General features: G+C 51.0%; 17 protein-coding genes and 1 tRNA gene. 10 read left to right on the top strand and 8 right to left on the bottom strand.

All coding sequences use genetic code 11. The annotated features are described in order from the left end of the window. Positions 1–541: 541 nt before the first annotated feature. The 3 genes from AC2TAD_RS12330 to AC2TAD_RS12320 all read right to left on the bottom strand — a co-directional run bounded on the left by AC2TAD_RS12330 (position 542) and on the right by AC2TAD_RS12320 (position 3,190). Positions 542–1,336, bottom strand: coding sequence for a DUF3800 domain-containing protein (locus AC2TAD_RS12330; protein ID WP_480867969.1), 795 nt, complete (start codon positions 1,334–1,336; stop codon positions 542–544). Positions 1,337–1,484: 148 nt separating this feature from the next. Further along, on the bottom strand, positions 1,485–2,639 hold the full coding sequence (locus AC2TAD_RS12325; RefSeq protein ID WP_480867968.1) for a site-specific integrase: 1,155 nt from the start codon (positions 2,637–2,639) through the stop codon (positions 1,485–1,487). Beyond that, positions 2,639–3,190: a hypothetical protein gene (locus AC2TAD_RS12320; RefSeq protein WP_480867966.1), complete on the bottom strand. Its 552-nt coding sequence runs from the start codon at positions 3,188–3,190 to the stop codon at positions 2,639–2,641. The genes AC2TAD_RS12325 and AC2TAD_RS12320 overlap by 1 nt, the downstream gene beginning before the upstream one ends. A 128-nt stretch (positions 3,191–3,318) precedes the next feature. Here AC2TAD_RS12320 and AC2TAD_RS12315 point away from each other — a divergent pair, with 128 nt between their 5' ends. The 5 genes from AC2TAD_RS12315 (at position 3,319) to AC2TAD_RS12295 (ending at position 7,468) form a co-directional block, all read left to right on the top strand. Further along, positions 3,319–3,504 (top strand): helix-turn-helix domain-containing protein, encoded by a 186-nt coding sequence (locus AC2TAD_RS12315; RefSeq protein WP_480867964.1) that lies wholly within the window; start codon positions 3,319–3,321, stop codon positions 3,502–3,504. Continuing rightward, positions 3,501–3,680 carry a hypothetical protein gene (locus tag AC2TAD_RS12310; protein ID WP_480867962.1) on the top strand — a complete coding sequence of 60 codons (180 nt, stop codon included), beginning with the start codon at positions 3,501–3,503 and terminating at the stop codon, positions 3,678–3,680. Before AC2TAD_RS12315 ends, AC2TAD_RS12310 begins: the two co-directional genes overlap by 4 nt. 66 nt (positions 3,681–3,746) lie before the next feature. Continuing rightward, positions 3,747–4,145 (top strand): hypothetical protein, encoded by a 399-nt coding sequence (locus tag AC2TAD_RS12305; RefSeq protein WP_480867961.1) that lies wholly within the window; start codon positions 3,747–3,749, stop codon positions 4,143–4,145. A 63-nt stretch (positions 4,146–4,208) separates the two neighbouring features. Further along, a complete protein-coding gene (locus AC2TAD_RS12300; protein WP_480867959.1) occupies positions 4,209–4,883 on the top strand; it encodes a Mom family adenine methylcarbamoylation protein in 675 nt (224 codons plus the stop codon). Between the two features lie 68 nt (positions 4,884–4,951). After that, entirely contained in the window at positions 4,952–7,468 is a 2,517-nt protein-coding gene (locus tag AC2TAD_RS12295; protein WP_480867957.1) for a DNA primase family protein, read from the top strand. 193 nt (positions 7,469–7,661) lie between these two features. Here the strand turns inward: AC2TAD_RS12295 and AC2TAD_RS12290 are convergent, their stop codons facing one another. Beyond that, positions 7,662–8,204 carry a hypothetical protein gene (locus AC2TAD_RS12290; protein ID WP_480867955.1) on the bottom strand — a complete coding sequence of 181 codons (543 nt, stop codon included), beginning with the start codon at positions 8,202–8,204 and terminating at the stop codon, positions 7,662–7,664. 533 nt (positions 8,205–8,737) lie between these two features. Between AC2TAD_RS12290 and AC2TAD_RS12285 the strand changes: the two genes are divergently transcribed. Next, on the top strand, positions 8,738–9,205 hold the full coding sequence (locus tag AC2TAD_RS12285) for a hypothetical protein (RefSeq protein WP_480867954.1): 468 nt from the start codon (positions 8,738–8,740) through the stop codon (positions 9,203–9,205). Positions 9,206–9,476: 271 nt separating this feature from the next. On the opposite strand, the gene AC2TAD_RS12280 is transcribed toward AC2TAD_RS12285, so the two are convergent. The 3 genes from AC2TAD_RS12280 to AC2TAD_RS12270 all read right to left on the bottom strand — a co-directional run bounded on the left by AC2TAD_RS12280 (position 9,477) and on the right by AC2TAD_RS12270 (position 10,638). Continuing rightward, positions 9,477–9,830, bottom strand: coding sequence for a hypothetical protein (locus tag AC2TAD_RS12280; RefSeq protein ID WP_480867952.1), 354 nt, complete (start codon positions 9,828–9,830; stop codon positions 9,477–9,479). Between the two features lie 89 nt (positions 9,831–9,919). Then, complete coding sequence (locus AC2TAD_RS12275) at positions 9,920–10,153, bottom strand: hypothetical protein (protein ID WP_480867950.1); 234 nt, start codon at positions 10,151–10,153, stop codon at positions 9,920–9,922. Then, complete coding sequence (locus tag AC2TAD_RS12270) at positions 10,150–10,638, bottom strand: hypothetical protein (RefSeq protein WP_480867948.1); 489 nt, start codon at positions 10,636–10,638, stop codon at positions 10,150–10,152. Before AC2TAD_RS12270 ends, AC2TAD_RS12275 begins: the two co-directional genes overlap by 4 nt. Positions 10,639–11,001: 363 nt before the next feature. On the opposite strand from AC2TAD_RS12270, the gene AC2TAD_RS12265 reads away from it, so the two are divergent. The 4 genes from AC2TAD_RS12265 to AC2TAD_RS12250 all read left to right on the top strand — a co-directional run bounded on the left by AC2TAD_RS12265 (position 11,002) and on the right by AC2TAD_RS12250 (position 14,142). Beyond that, positions 11,002–11,997, top strand: a complete 996-nt coding sequence (locus tag AC2TAD_RS12265) for a helix-turn-helix domain-containing protein (protein ID WP_480867946.1) — start codon at positions 11,002–11,004, stop codon at positions 11,995–11,997. Between the two features lie 310 nt (positions 11,998–12,307). Further along, the gene (locus AC2TAD_RS12260; protein WP_480867944.1) at positions 12,308–12,676 is read left to right on the top strand and encodes a hypothetical protein; all 369 of its coding nucleotides are present in this window, start codon (positions 12,308–12,310) and stop codon (positions 12,674–12,676) included. Between the two features lie 56 nt (positions 12,677–12,732). After that, a complete protein-coding gene (locus AC2TAD_RS12255; RefSeq protein ID WP_480867942.1) occupies positions 12,733–13,155 on the top strand; it encodes a hypothetical protein in 423 nt (140 codons plus the stop codon). Between the two features lie 354 nt (positions 13,156–13,509). Continuing rightward, on the top strand, positions 13,510–14,142 hold the full coding sequence (locus AC2TAD_RS12250) for a GIY-YIG nuclease family protein (RefSeq protein WP_480867940.1): 633 nt from the start codon (positions 13,510–13,512) through the stop codon (positions 14,140–14,142). Between the two features lie 419 nt (positions 14,143–14,561). On the opposite strand, the gene AC2TAD_RS12245 is transcribed toward AC2TAD_RS12250, so the two are convergent. Then, positions 14,562–14,636: transfer RNA gene (locus tag AC2TAD_RS12245), tRNA-Gln, on the bottom strand. Between the last annotated feature and the right edge of the window lie 268 nt (positions 14,637–14,904).

Genomic DNA, 14,904 nt, shown 5'->3' with positions numbered 1-14,904 from the left:
GCCCCAAGTGCCTAGTGTCATTTCATGTTCTGATGAACTGGCTGGGGTGGTAGGATTCGAACCTACGATACACGGTACCAAAAACCGATCCCATATTCGTATATGGTTGTTTTCATTTTACAAAAAACAGCAGATGCGGCACCAGTGTCAAATGCGCTTGGATACCATGGACACCAAATTGGACACCTAAAGTTTGGAACTAATTGGATAGATCAGATTCAGTGATGGTGTCCGAGGGATGGACTGCATCGCAATCAATAGTCGAAAAGCCGTTCCGTAATGCAGTGTAGTATCATCCTTGCCAAGTACTCGACATTCAATCCTGAAGGTAAGCCCGAGTTGTGGTAGGGCGCGTCAACATTGGAGCGGCTTTTATGTCTTCGCTAAGTGCCTTTTCACGAAGTGGCGAAGCCTCTCACTGAGGTAGCGATTTCGGTTGACAGATGGACCGCTGACTTGCTAACAGCGTCATAGGCACTGCGCCTGTCAGGTTCGCCTTATTGGGGGCCGCAAAAACCGAGCTAGGCTCGGTTTTTTTGTTTTAGAAGCACGAATACTTGATTCCCATTGCCTTGATAGCGTTTGCGTCGCCATTTAGGGCGTAGTTCATAATCCTCTTGTCATCGCGAAGATGACGGAACAACCAAAAACGCTTGTCGTACTTCTGCCGTGCGATCGCATATATATAGCTGTCTGCAAACTGTAGAAGCTTAGAGGATTTGTCTTTGTACTCAATTGTTGAAAGCGTGTTCGCGAAGTCATCTTTTGATAGTGGCGAATATTTTGCTGACTTATTCTCATCGAAATCTAAACCGTTACTCTTTAGATTCTTAAAGTAACCCTTCACCACCGGATTAAAGGGTGGATCACTTTCAAAAACGACGCTGAGCTTTTCGTTCTTCATGATGGCGTACTTAGTCGCTCTTTCCATAGCGATATCGAATGCTGTACGGCATAGGAGCCATCTGTCTTCTCCATGCTTTTCTAAGTATCCCCGCTCTACGTAGCCAGGTCGATCCATTACACATGCAAGGCCTAGACACTTTATTTGGCACAGCAGAGCACTATAATCAGACCAGAATTGATCCCGTTCTCTTTGCGATTTTGATTTGAGCCAAAAGAAACCTTTCCATTCACCAAGCATGTCTGTGATATGAAAAGGTTTTCTTACATTCCATTTTTTGCAAAAATCATCGTGCAGTTCTTTTGCGTGTAGTTCATCTTCTTTGTGGATAAGAAATCCTCCGAAGGCAAACCAATCTCTTCCCTCTCTAGTTTTATCAGTTTTTTTGTCAGGGATACGGTTGCCCGTCTCATCCATATAAAATGTAAGCAAAGTCGTTTCTCTCCAGAACCTAGAGGCTCCAATTAGTATTGATCGGTTGCAAATAGTGACTCTAGTCGAGCCATTTCTCCGTTATTGACCTAAAGCTGAAGAACATCGAATTTTCAACCATGTCTTGCAAGCTCGGTGAGATTTTCAATCATTCCCCCACCTTTGTGCTTGACTTGACACATCTCTTGTTGAGCCAATCGACCGCAGCATCCGCGTGCTGGGGCAGGGCGTGCGTGTATGTGTCCAAGGTCTGTTTGTTGCTGGCATGACCCATGCGTTCAGATACAACCGCAACCGGCACCTGATGGGCAAGCATTTCCGATGCCATGCCGTGACGCCTGCTATAGCTGCCCGTCGTCAGGCCGTGCTTGTCGGCCATCCGTTTGATGACCTGACCGGCTTGCCGGACTGTCCAAAGCTGTGCGGTCTGCGATGGAAAAACCAGCCCATCTTTCGGCCAGATGCCGCCGGACTTCAGATGCAATTCGGCGTGGTGCGCCTTCAGTTTCCGCAGCGATGCGATGGCCCGCTGTGACAGCGCGACACGGCGAACGGACACGTCATTCTTCGGCGTTTCCTTGATCCGGTAATGGTTGGCACTGATGCGTTCCTGCGCACGCCAGATGTCGATGACACCCGCATCCAGATCGACCGCATCCCACATCAGCGCGAGAACTTCACCCGGTCGTGCGCCACTGTCCGCGATGGTTTCGACATAAGTCGCGGCAATGGGTTTGTCGGCTTGCCAGAAGTGATCGGCCAACTGATGGCTGTCATCCAGCGATGCGACCTTGGCCCGTTTCTTGGTGATCTTCGGGCGTGTGGCATCGATCCACGGTTCACCGGAAATCAGTTTCCACTTTCGAGCCTGACGAAGCGCGGTGCGCAATACGTCATAGAAGTGACGCCGCATGAAATCCGAAACGCCATCGGTCACCATCTGGGCAACCATTGCGTCGATGACTTGCCCGGTCACTTTGTCCAACGGCTTGTCGCCAATGTATTCGAGAACCCGGTTGATCCGCTGTTCGTTGGTCCTGGCCGTGGTGACCGATGTGTGCGCACGCACGTGCGGCAACCACTTTTCGGTGATGAAACCCCGCAACGTCGTCTTGCGGCCGTCAGTGGCCGTTGGTGCGGCCCGTTCGGTCGCTTCGATGCGGTTGGCTTCGGCCACGGCTGCGCGTTTGCCACCGGACCCGGTGAACATCTTCGACCGCTTGGACCGCTTGCCCGTTATCGGGTCGGTGACGGTCCATCGCATCAGCCATTGGCCCTGTTTCTTTTCAATTGCTGTTGCCATTAACTTGCATCCTTCTGGCGAGACACGGCCATCCGGCAACGTGTCGAACAATAGGTCTGGTTTGATTTGGTCATGACCATGTGGCGTCCGCAGTGCTGGCAATTGCCAACTTTGCGACCCGCTATCAGGTCGGAATAGGCGGTGCTTTCGAGATACGCGGCCAGAGTCTTGGCCCGAACGCCGATCCCGGTTTCCACATCCACAACCAGCCGACCTGCGTCCCGGTGATCTTCGACCGCCTGACGCAGCGCATTGGCATCTAAGGCCCGTAAACGGTCCAAGACGCCTTGCCACTCACTTGCCGGTTCACTGTCGCCCTGTGCGTCACCACACGGGCCGAACGCGTTAAAGGCGGCATAGTCGGACAGGCCGATTACTGCGGCCCAAGCGTCCGGCATTTTCAATTCATATTCGTGGCGGTCTTTAGAGCCAGGAAACTGGATCGGCGCATCCGTTGGGAACACGTGCCCGTCGGGAATCACCCCGGCATCTGCAACGAAGGAAACCGCCCCGCCTTTGAGCGGTCGCCATCTGGTGTCCAAAGAAATCATGTCAGTTCTCCGCATTAAGCGCACCTAGCGCACAGAGTGGTTATAGGTACGTAAAAAACATATTGCAAGAAAATGTATAACATTGTTACGGTAAAATAAGTAACCAATAACCAAGAGGGGAAAGACAAATGCAGAAGATGTTTCTGTCCGTTGCTGAATTTTCCGAAATCATGGGTCAGTCCGACAGCATGACCCGCAAGCAAGTGAAGAACGGTGACATTCGTTTCATGCGTTCCGGTGACCGCATCCTGATCCCGCATGACGAACCGCAACGCATCTATGACCGCGCGTTCGGGCCAGGAGATGCGGCATGACCCGTGAACAGATCGACGCCGCAAACTGCCAACTTTTTGAAGCGATAGATGCTGTGCGGGACGTCGCCAGAGAAACCGGTGATCCGACATTGGACGGGCATCTGTCGTTGGTCGAAACCCTGATCGGTCCGGTCCATAGCGCACTGGCCGATCTGGTCGAAGGTGAGGACGCATAACCAATCCCCGCCCGGTCGAGGGCCAGCCGGGGCGCCGGGGCAACTGTGCCCTGAAGGAACTGAAAGATGAATGTATTTGCAGGCAGTGGCGTGCGCCGTGCCATCGACTTTGACCCGAAGGACCATGACAGCCCCGAAAGTGCCGCCCGTGCCTTTTACGCTGGTTTGGTCAGACTGTGCGAACGAGCCAGACCCGAAGATGATTGGTTTGGCCAAGACCCGGCGCGTGAAATTTCGATCTGGTCACCCGGTGAACGCGTGGACATGACCGAAGACCCGACCGCATGGGGCGTCTGCTGGGAAGCTGGGCCGCATATGTGGGCGGAATATACCTCTGGGTTTGTAAACGAGAACTACCACGCCTCTGCTGGGCCGTGGACGTTCCTGATGCTGTTTTACCCGCCCCGCGAACGGCTCGACACAGCCGCCCAAAGCGAACACCCGACCACAAGGGCCGGGTGCTGAATGAAACCGGGGGCGTTGTCAGTTTGCGCAGGCAATCCCTCACTATCATCAAGAGTGTGAATAATGATTACCCCGAAACCCCTCTATCACGCAATGTTCCTGACCCGGTCCGACGCCGTGCCGATAGTGGAACGCCACCACTATTCCGGCAAATTGCCATCAACCAGCTACCACTTCGGACTGTTCAATCACTTCCAGTTGGTCGGTGTTGCCTGCTACGGAAAGCCACCGACATACAACGGTCGACTGATCTGCGGTGACCGATACGAAGACTGGGTGTTGGAACTGAAGCGGGTCGCGCTGATCCACAATGAGCCGAACGAAGCGTCCCGGCTGATCGGTGGATCGTTGCGCCTGCTACGTCGTCAAGTGGGTGATGTGATCGTCACCAGCTACGCCGACACCGCGCAGGCCCATATCGGCACGATCTATCAGGCAAGCAACTGGTCATATTATGGCACCGGTCCGGTCAAGCGTGACGTCATGGTGCTTGGGATGGAACACTTGCACCCGACGACCGTGATGGATGAATTCCGAGGCCAGAAGAACCGCACGGCTCTTTTGCGAGTCAAATATCCCGGCAGAGTTTATAGCCGTCCGCGACCGCCCAAACATCGCTACGTGACCTTTGTGGGAAGCCACCGATTCAAGCGCGAAGCACGGGCCGCGATGAGACACCTGGTAACTGGTTACCCGCCATCGACCGTGGTCGATCTACCGATCCGCCGCCAGAGATAAAATAGACCCGGTCACCGTTGGGAAGTGACCGGGCCAGAATGAAACCCTTCGATGAAGGACAACTCACGATGAGTGAATTTAACACGACACCCTGTCTCAATCCACAAGTTGCGTTCGATGCGCTGCGGTTGCTGAGTCGTGATCATCACACACTGGTTGCCATCAATATGAGGCAGAAAAGCCCGACAGCCGGTCTGGATGTCACGTTGTCGGACCCGACAAGCTGGCAACAGGCGGTCGACTGGATGAACCAACATCAGCAGGCTGGATGGAATATCTATTTCCATGTCAACGCGACCCGTCCTGGCTTGAACAAGAAGGGTAAGAAAGAAGACATCGTGTCATGTGAGTGGGCGCAATCCGATGTCGATCCGACCGACGGCTTGCCTTATGACGTGGCACGCGCCGGAGCATGGCAGACCGTACAAGGGCTGATGGCGGGGCCGTACCCGCCGACACTGGTGTTTGACAGTGGCAACGGCTTCTATCCCCTCTGGCGGCTGTCAGAGCCTGTCGACGTTCTGACTTATGACGCGGCGAACAAGGGTTGGAACATCAGCCACGGTGTCAAAGGAACATTCAACGCGGATCGCGTGTTGAAGCTGCCGGGAACGATTGCGTGGTCTAATGCGAAGAAGCTGGAAAAGGGTTTTCCCGACGCAACGCAATCGGGCGTCATATACGCGAACGGTGCGATCTTGGACCGTGATGTGTTTGCCGGGTTTGCCGGATCAGTAGACGGACACACCGATAAGCCGAAGCGCAAAGCAGATGAGACACCGGACGCGGCATTCGATCCCGTGCCGTGCGATCCGCCATTTATCGCCAAGGTGGAAGCACTCCGCCAGCAAGACCCACTGTTCGATAAGCATATGGGGCGGGGCGGTCCTGACCGGTCGAACGCGTTGCAGGGCATTGCGCATTGCTTGGTCCGCGCGGGTTGGATAACGCAGGAATACGCCGCTGCGGTGCTGGAACTGTCCGGTGATGCCGGTGACCACGTGGACGACCAGGAACGACCTGTGCGCACGTTGCGGCGTGCGTGGGATAACGCCAAGGCCGAACACGACGAAATGATGTCGCACTTTCCCGCTGTCGTTACATTGCCGCCCGGCGCCAAACCCTATGAGCCTAAGACGGTCGAAGTCGATCCGGTCGTGGACCAAGTGGCTGACCTGATCGGGGGCGGTCAGGTGGAAATGGCTTATCGAACGGTGGTGGATACCAATGACCCCGAGTTTGTCGCCCGGTTGTTTGCGGCTAGATATTTCACCGAAGGGGATCGGCGCACACTGACCCATTGGCGCGGCGACTTCTATCGGTGGCTCGGCACGCATTGGGAAGTGATGGCCGACAGTGATGTCAAAGACGTTCTGTTTCACTTCTTCACCAAGATCGTGTGTGTCGAGAAAGAGAAAAAGGTGGACGGCGAACCGATCATCGTTCGCCAGAAGATCAACCCCACGCAGCCATTCATATCGAACTATCTGGCCGCGTTGCGTGCTGTCACAAAGCGATCCAGCGCGGTCGAACCGGGATGGAATAAAGCGGAGCCAGGAACATGGCGATCCGTTCAGAACGGCATCCTTGATCTGGACACCGGCAAGCTGGTCGCACACACACCCGACTTCTTCAATCACACGTGGATCGATGCCGAGTGGCACGCCGATGCCGAGTGGACCGGGTCACGGGCCGAAGCGTTCTTTAACGAAGCGTTGGGAACACCCGATCAGATTTGGTCGATGCAGGAAATTTACGGATACCTATTGTCTGGTGCGACATGGCTTCAAAAGGGTTTCATGTTCGTTGGGCAACGTCGATCAGGCAAGGGAACCAACATCAAAGTGTTGAAGGCGTTGGAAGGCAATCTGGTCTACTCGATCAGGTCCAGCCTGTTGGCCAATCAGTTCGTCATGGAAGGCGCAGTGGGTAAAAGCTTGATGGTCGTGCCGGACGTGCGCTTGAGCAAGGACTCGGACTTCAACGCCATTGGTGAATTGATCCTGACCGTGACTGGTGAAGACGATGTGGACGTGCAGCGCAAGAACAAGCCCGTGTGGACCGGCAAGACGACCGTTCGCCTGATCATGATGTCCAACAGCATTCCGTTGCTGCGCGATCCCGATGGTGTTCTGGCCAGCCGGTTTATCTATCTGACCTTTCCCAATACGTTCTATGGACGTGAAGACCCTGACCTTTTCGACGCATTGTTGGCCGAACGGTCCGCGATCCTGCGTTGGGCTGTCGAAGGCTGGCAGCGTGTTCGATCCCAGAAGCATTTCACCGTGACTGACATCAATGCTCAGATGCAGGCCGATGCGGAATTCAGAATGGACCCGGTCGGGCAGTTTATAAAAGAACGGCTAGATGTAACGGGCGATCCAAACGACTTTGTCACCGTGGATATGTTGTTCGATATGTTTCAAATGTTCATCGACGGGCGGGATGTTGGTGGATGGACGAAAGATGGTTTCGCCAAAACACTGAAAACGAAGCCGCTCAATATCCAACAAGGGAAAATAGATAACGGCGTTACGCGTGTTTATCGTGGCGTAAAATTAAAGATCGAACCGTTATCGGTCTAAACGGGACAGGCGGGACATCTTTTTTTAATTACTATGCGTAAGGAAAAAAAGAGTCTCTTATATATGCGCATGACCAATGAGTGACCGAAAGGTGTCAATGCTGTCCCGTCCCTCAAATCACCAAATCATCTAACTGGAAACTTATAAGCGATGGCAAATAATCCGTTTTGCCGCAGAAAACTGCGGCATTAGGTTACTCACGAACTTCAACTGTGAAGCCAGTAGCTAGAAGCGGCTTTGAGCAGAAAATTACGTGGTAATCGTCTTTGGTCCCAAAATCAAACGAACCCCACAAGTCGATTTTCTTGCCTACTTGCAAGTCGAAGTCTGGGTCGGCTTGTCTTCCCCTTGCAAACCCGTCATGTCCAAAAAAACTTGAAAAGGGCAGTCGGCCTTCGCGTAGGTCACCAGTAGTATCGTTGACACCAAATTCATATCGCATCCGGTTAAACCAGTTTTCACAACCCTTTTTGGCATCTTCCTCGTCTTTGTAGCGTGGATCGCTAAAGCGTTTGGGAGCGGAGCGAATTAAAATTCTGTCACGATCCCAGATGTAGGTGACACTGTATTCCCTGTCTTCAATACGCTCTTTGTCTAAATGCATTTTTAGTTTCAAAAGCCCTATGTCCATCATCGAAGCTGGTTCAGCCATCAACCATTTTGACAAGTCGTCTGGTCCACCTTTCGCGGAACTTCCAACGATTACAAAAAGAACTACGGCGATTGATCTGAGCATTGTTTGTCCTCAAGAGAAGAAGCGGCTTTTGGGCATATATTCACAATTCAATAAGTGGACAGCAATACACGTGAGCATTCAGATTAAGTGTATGCCCAATCATCCGTTCTACAGCCGCAAAGCGTGGAAGAAATTACGTACGTTGGCGAAACGGCGTGATCGTTGTCGTTGCGTGAATTCTGGTGCTGACGTCCGTTGCCCTGGCTTGCGATCCGATCACCACCACCCACCACCATGACCACATCTTCGATTGTCGATCTTTCACGATCACGTTGCGATGATGGCACCGCGCACACGCAATCAGGGGCGGGGTATGCGGAAACACAACTCAGGGGGCCGCCACCGCGCGGGGACCAAGATTTTTTTAACAAAGACACGAAATGAGCCAAAGATTTCCTTCGATTGTCGAAATCAAACGACTAATAGTGTCGTCAAATTTTGCAGAATAATCATAAGGGATTTTATAATTTCTCAGAATTAAGTAAGATTATCAAGACTCACGCGCCGACCAGCGCGATCCGAAGGGGATACTTGTGGCCAACAAGACCAATACGCGCCAACAGCAGCTAAAATCCGCCCAGAACGCCAACACTCTTCGCGACTGGCCGAAAGAAGCGGGCGAATGCAGCGAAGACACATGGAAAGTCTATGTGGCCAACCAAAGATATCGCGCATATGACGATTGGTTGCCGGGTGATCTGTTCGATTTGGCCCGACTGTCACGAATGCAAGTTGACGCCATCGACCTGCAAGATCGGCTGGACTATGAAGGTTACATCGTGTTGGGTGGAAAGAATGGAACGTCTAAGATCGAAAATCCAGTTTGTCGTGCGCTTGGTACCCTAAACAGCAATATCAACTCATTGGCCCGTCGTCTTGGCCTGACATCGATGTCAGTCAACGACAAGCGCAGCCGTGCTAATCGTCGTCAGCAAGAAGCCCGGCACCGTAATAAGACCACCAAACCCAATAGCGATTATAACGGTGCGGCGCTGATGTGATCATGAATAATCTCGGCAAACTGCACAAACGCACCATTAGCAATAGGGCGTTCTCATTATTCTAAAAATAGAGTGCAGTATCGATTGGATCGGGCTTCCTCAGGACTATTCCACCCTCCTGTGTCAACACGATACTTCCCACTCGCGACCAAGTAATCGCATTGCAGGTGGTAATATCTCCCGCTGAATGTGATTTCAGACCCGATGAACACGCCACGATTCAATGCATAGAGTGAGCCAACAACCATCAAGGCGACTGCGACGATTTTAGTCATTTTTCTGTACTCTTGTTATGCTGGTACTCCCACATAGTCGCCCAGATATTGTGAAGAGCATTCATGTATTCGGGATCGTCCTTGCCAACCTTTTTCGCACATTCGTCCTTGAAGTTTGTGGCTTCCATCTCGTGTGCCAAGTAAGAGTCAAGAATTCGCGTTACGCGTTGCCATGGTTCAACGCGGCGGAAGCGGTAATCGGCGTAAGGTGTTTCCTCAACATCATCTACATCTATCCCGAGGAAACTGGCGACGTGTTCGGCCTTTCGACCACGAATAATTAACTTACCGTGCTGGCTATCTCTATGTTTGACGATTGATACGAAACCACTCTCTGTAAATAACCACATCTGCGTTAGTCCTTAGATTTGCTTGGGGAACCAGTTTTGCTAGATTGAAAGGCTGTAGCTAGGCAGGAAGAAGCCTCCGAATGCGTCTTTTAGCTGCCTTTCGACAAACAGTCTTGCGTGCCCGAGATTTGACCATCCGCATAGCCACGGCTGTATTCAGCGTTATCCCACGCTCCGTGGATAAGGGTTGTGCGGATTTTACAGGTAGTGTTGTAGCCCACCGCATACCCATCATCGAAGCCTTGGTCATATCCAAATTCATCCTTACACGCTGACAAAACCAGAGCGGGCAAGAAGGCTAGGAGTACAATGCCCTTCTTCAACTTCCTGCTCCCAATTTGTCGTAGATAAGGTCAACTACCATCGACACTTCTTTGCAGTATTCGAAGTCTTCCATGATCAGTTGATCGTCACCGAAAGCCTGACCAGTCGAAGCATAGTTGGTTTCCATGCGTGCAACGTAGAAATCCGCCATCGTTTCCGCTTCTTCCCTAGCTCTTTGCGATCTGCTTTGAATATCGCCGATTGGGTACCCTTTTTGCTCAGCATCATTCATGCGCACTAGGGACGCGACGACCAGATTACGAGCGTACCCGCTCTGAAAACCTGTGAGTATTTCGTCACCAAAGTTTGCACCGCCGTAACCAATTGCGCCGCTATATAGCGCGGCGCAGCGAACAAATGGATAGCCAATCTCGATCTGGTCAGAGGGCTTCTCCATAATTTGTGACAAGGGCGCTAATTGAGTTTGAGCGGCTGCTGTTGTAGCGGCAAGAAAGCCAGAAAGAGCCAAAATACAGTATTTCATTATGAACACCTCACGTTTCTATTTGAATTGTGGAGGTGCCGCGCGTTGTTTGCGCGTGAATCATTGCCATTTTCTTGATAAATTTTGCCAACTTAACAGCTTCGGGTATGCATGGTTAAAGGCCGGTAGCCCGAGAGAGGATGGGTATTTACGTCCTGCCAATGTCCCGCTTGCTGTTAAAACCTCTTCCATGGCTACCATAAACTCCGCCAATGTTTGGTCTCTGACAATGGTGCTTTGGTGGACACATACCAATCAGTCCTTCCAACTATGTTTTGGAATTCGAGAACCTAATGAGATTAATGTGCATTATTCCGAATTTCTTCGTCGGATCGTTGTTAAACCACTAGTGGAGCTAGCGCAGTGAATCCGTTTGCAAATCGGTTTGATCGGTTGGTCAGCTTTATTGAAAAATGTAGCGGAGGCCAAAAAGAATTTGAGGAAATACTTCGTCTCAGCGGCCTTGACAAATCTGCTATTTCATCGCCTCACACAAAGACAATACTCAATGAGGCGGAGTTAATCCGACAAGCCAGCCGTTTTCTATGTGACAATACTTTTGGAGCCAAGGTGGGTTTGCAGGTCGATGAAACCGGAAGTTTAACCAGTTATATAGCCAAATACTCGGTTGACCTGCGAACGGCGATAGAAAACTCTCACAGATATTACAGCGTTGTTGATACCTACCACGCCTATTTCCTGCGAGTCTCCGGAAACTCGGCTTCGTTCGAAGTAAAGCGTTTAAGACCGGATTTATCTAAGTATCATAGGTACAACGAATTTTTGCTCTTCGGAGCGTTGCACAGAATGCGCAAAATAACCGGAATTGACTTCTTTCCTTCAGAAATTCGCTTTGATCATCAAGTAAAGTCTTCCGAAAATTTTGAGCGGCTCGCAGGTTTTCCAGTGGTTTTTGGTGCGGAGAAGCCAGAAATAATTCTGCCGCTATCTGCTTTGGACTTATCAATCCCAACATATGATCCATCGCTCAGAACGCTTCTTATGGAGTATGGGGATCGGCTGGTAGCCGAACAGCCTGCTTCCAGACCTTCGATGCGATCTAGGTTAGAAGGAGTCATTTTAGGCAGTCTACCAGGAAGGATCGTACCTGCTCCGGAAGCTGCCTCCATACTTGGAATGAGCAGCAGAACCTTTGCTAGGCGACTAGAGGCTGAGGGCGCCAGTTACCGCGACGTAGTTGATGAATTAAGGTTTGATCTCGCCAAGACGTACTTGAGCGGCGGCTACAGTCTTGCAGAGATTGCCTTCATTCTCGATTATTCCGACCAAGCAGCTTTCTCGAATGCATTTAAGCGTTGGACAGGCAAAAGCCCAAGGTCATATGCGTCAAATAAATAATTCACGATCTTTGACTGTAGTGCAATGCCGAGGTTTAGGCGACTAGATTATATTTCTGGCCACTCCATTGGGTTCGAAGTCAAAGTTGTGTTTAGACGCGAGGGGGCGGCTTTATTAAGCCTCTAAGAATAATATCGAAAGGCAATTGGGGAGATGAAGGGTGAAAGACCAGTGTCTTCCTGAATTGTTTATCTTTTTTGCCAGAGTTTTGTAGCGACAACTTCGTTTGGCAAAAATCTACAAGAAAAAAATACTTACAAAACACACCTTTCTTTCAGAACGAAAACTCTGAACAGAAGGGATTATGGGAATGGCAAAGAGTCTTATTATCGGACTGGCATTGACGGCGACTGCTGCCGTTACTTCGGCTTGTAGTACGGGAGTGAATGGTGAAACTGTCGCCGGCATGCCCGGCTCTCCAGCGTGGTTCGCTACCGCGTCGCAAGAAACCAAAATGGCCTATTTTGCTGCCGAGTGCAGGGGCTACGGTTTCGAGCCGGGCACGCCATATTTTGCTCAGTGCGTGAAAGAAACGGCTGGTGATATGCGAGCATCCGCTCAACGAGCTATGGCTGAAGCAAGTAACAATATGTCGGACTTCAGCAAGGGTCCAGAGATGTACACGACAAACTGTAACTCCTTCGGAAACTCAATCAATTGCCGCACTACAAGTTGGTAAATTGCGAATAGCCAAATTCAGCAACCATAAACTTAACAGAAAGAAGGTCGAAGAAGATGAAGCGCCGACTAACTGCAATCGCACTAATGTTCGCCGCGTCTACGGCGGATGCAGCACCGAAAGTTAATGGCACGGTCTCTGGTGAACGTGTGGCGGCAACCGAATATGGTGTTACATCGTCGTTCGGTATGATGGGAATGCACGCGGCAGAAATCCAAGTGCCAGGCTATAAAATCAATGTTACGATCTTGCATCCAAAACGTGGGGGTTGGCAGCGATTTGAAGCACGCGTTAACGGCGTCCGAATGGGTGCCAACGCCAATTTCATCAACCCTCGGCATGAAGAACTAATTAACAAAGCCATCGCGTGGTATGCTGGATGTCCAATTGACCAAAGCCGCACCCATTTTGAACGCGATAAAATGCACGGTACACTTACCTGTGTCTCAGAGCGAAAGTTGAAAAGAACTATCAATTGAGATGTTTAAAAGCCCCTCTGTTCCGCTGATTATCGACTATTCGAAGAGCCAGCGGAACATAGCTGGCGGTACTTCTGGGGTAAACTTATTGCGGCAAAAATTTCAGTTTGGATCAAGGGACCCCCGCGTCGCCCTGATCTGGAATGACGGGCGACGCGGGGTTTAGTCTGGTCATGGGACTGCCCAGACTAAATTCCTTTTTAAGCATACGGGCTGAAACTCAAGCTGGATCAATCGTTGGTTGGACTCCTCTGGAAGGCTAGCAATAGCTCCCGGCATGATTACAGTATTGTGAAGTTGAAAGCCGCAGTCTGCGGCTTTCATTTTGATACACGTACCTAGGATATTTCAGTAATGGCAATTGTTTACGTTCTGACGAATCCGGCATTTGATGCCTATGTCAAAATTGGCAAAACTATAAATCTGGAACAGCGTTTGAAACAACTGGACAACACGAGCGTGCCTTTGCCGTTTCGCTGCGTCTTTGCCGTTGAGGTGGATGATGAGAGCGAGGTTGAACGCTTGCTGCATCAAGCATTTGCTGACCACCGGACACGTTCGTCACGTGAGTTTTTTGAAATTGACCCGCAGCGCGTGATTGCTGCTCTCAAGCTAACGCGGGGAAAAGATGTGACGCCAAAAGGCGACATTGCTGAGGACGAGGAAGGTGTGAAGGCGCTTGAAAAGGCGACGAGACGCCCGCGCAAGACATACAGATTTACTGATGCGGATATAAGTGTTGGCGACACTCTGCACTATACTAACAACGATGCCATAACTTCGGAAGTTGTCAGCGACAAAAAGATACTTTTCGAAGGTGAGGAAACGAGTCTGAGCAAGTCAGCTTTGACGTTGTTGCACCGTGAAGGTTACACGTGGCGTTCGGTAAACGGATGGCAATATTGGATGATTGGAAATGAGACCGTTGCAGAACGGTTGGCGCGTTTGCTTGAAGAAGCGGAGCAAGACACTGACTACGACACCTAGCGTGCGCAACGCCAAATTTCTGATCTTTGACTGCGTTTTAAACATGGCCGACCGGACCTTTTAATTCTGGTTCGGTCGGCAACGTATGATCTGGTGGTTCCACACCATGCTTTTCCAGCCATTCCAGAACTTCGCCCCATTGGGTTTGGATGCTAGGTGCGCTGCGGTATTCATGCAGCGACTCTAGTCGGCAGCGTAAATCATACGGAATTGTTCGTGGCCACTTGCGCATGTTGAATGTTCTAATTTTGTTCCGGCGCAAGTCAAACGGTGGTTCCATCCCATGACGGGCCTTTTTGTGCATTGGATATCACCACGCACATTGTCCGCACAGTATGTCGATTCCTGCGTTTGGACACCTAAGCTGGACACCTGACGTTTAGACACAAAAAAAGGGACCGTTAAGTCCCTGATTTTAGTGGCTGGGGTGGTAGGATTCGAACCTACGATACACGGTACCAAAAACCGCTGCCTTACCACTTGGCTACACCCCAACGGTGAGGCGCTATCTACGATTGTTGTCTGGGGGGTTCAAGTCCTTTCAGGCAAAAAATCAGCTCAGGTTAAAATATTTTTTCAAACCTGAGCAGCCGCCATACTGGGGTCTTCAGGACAGCATTAAAGGGATTGCTTTTTCAAGGCTCGTAGCCCTCAAGCTCTAGAAGATCGCCGCAAAAACGGTGTGCTCGGAAACCGCTGCTAGGCATTGTGATGTGACAGGCAACCTAAGTGCGTGCCATTCATTTAAATAGCCCATCATAA

Source organism: Ruegeria sp. HKCCD7628 (genome assembly GCF_057221005.1).
Note: the sequence above shows the minus strand (reverse complement) of the source record. Positions and strands in the feature narration are given on the sequence as shown.

Coding starts and splice junctions, on each gene's coding strand:
- AC2TAD_RS12325 (WP_480867968.1), bottom strand. CDS start 2,639: ATGGCAACAGCAATTGAAAAGAAACAGGGCCAATGGCTGATGCGATGG.
- AC2TAD_RS12320 (WP_480867966.1), bottom strand. CDS start 3,190: ATGATTTCTTTGGACACCAGATGGCGACCGCTCAAAGGCGGGGCGGTT.
- AC2TAD_RS12315 (WP_480867964.1), top strand. CDS start 3,319: ATGCAGAAGATGTTTCTGTCCGTTGCTGAATTTTCCGAAATCATGGGT.
- AC2TAD_RS12310 (WP_480867962.1), top strand. CDS start 3,501: ATGACCCGTGAACAGATCGACGCCGCAAACTGCCAACTTTTTGAAGCG.
- AC2TAD_RS12305 (WP_480867961.1), top strand. CDS start 3,747: ATGAATGTATTTGCAGGCAGTGGCGTGCGCCGTGCCATCGACTTTGAC.
- AC2TAD_RS12300 (WP_480867959.1), top strand. CDS start 4,209: ATGATTACCCCGAAACCCCTCTATCACGCAATGTTCCTGACCCGGTCC.
- AC2TAD_RS12295 (WP_480867957.1), top strand. CDS start 4,952: ATGAGTGAATTTAACACGACACCCTGTCTCAATCCACAAGTTGCGTTC.
- AC2TAD_RS12290 (WP_480867955.1), bottom strand. CDS start 8,204: ATGCTCAGATCAATCGCCGTAGTTCTTTTTGTAATCGTTGGAAGTTCC.
- AC2TAD_RS12280 (WP_480867952.1), bottom strand. CDS start 9,830: ATGTGGTTATTTACAGAGAGTGGTTTCGTATCAATCGTCAAACATAGA.
- AC2TAD_RS12270 (WP_480867948.1), bottom strand. CDS start 10,638: ATGAAATACTGTATTTTGGCTCTTTCTGGCTTTCTTGCCGCTACAACA.
- AC2TAD_RS12260 (WP_480867944.1), top strand. CDS start 12,308: ATGGCAAAGAGTCTTATTATCGGACTGGCATTGACGGCGACTGCTGCC.
- AC2TAD_RS12255 (WP_480867942.1), top strand. CDS start 12,733: ATGAAGCGCCGACTAACTGCAATCGCACTAATGTTCGCCGCGTCTACG.
- AC2TAD_RS12250 (WP_480867940.1), top strand. CDS start 13,510: ATGGCAATTGTTTACGTTCTGACGAATCCGGCATTTGATGCCTATGTC.